This window comes from Ochrobactrum sp. CGA5 (assembly GCF_006345815.1).
In the GTDB taxonomy this organism is placed as follows: Bacteria; Pseudomonadota; Alphaproteobacteria; order Rhizobiales; family Rhizobiaceae; genus Brucella.
The window spans coordinates 1-350 of record NZ_VCIG01000033.1; the positions used below are offsets into that span (position 1 = coordinate 1).

Consider the following 350-nt stretch of genomic DNA (forward strand, 5'->3'; position numbering starts at 1 on the left):
GTCATTGATAAAAGCGGAGCCAATCTGGCTGGTGCGCAGGCTGTAAACAACATCCTGAAAATCACCGGTACAGGTAAAATGATCGAAATTCTTCAGGTCAAATATCTCAACAATATTCTTGAACAGGACCATCGCTTCATCAAGCGGATTACAAAACACACATTGGGCTTCAAGGCGTTTCACAGCGCTTCAGCAACAATTGCTGGCATCGAAGTGGCGCATATGATCCGCAAGAAGCAGTTCGCCAACAATAATCGCTCGCCATTCCAGCTCTTTGCGGAGCTCGCAGCATAAGTGCGTCCGGAGATACGGCCGCCTTTAATGTGATGAAAATTTTGCGACACAGCGGC

Annotated in this window: 1 protein-coding gene; it reads left to right on the plus strand. The window is 47.7% G+C overall.

Going from position 1 to position 350, the window contains the following annotated elements:
• The coding region (locus FJQ48_RS12835; protein ID WP_139975427.1) for a DDE-type integrase/transposase/recombinase at nt 1-294 on the plus strand (294 nt) is incomplete at its 5' end.
• Nucleotides 295-350: the final 56 nt, after the last annotated feature.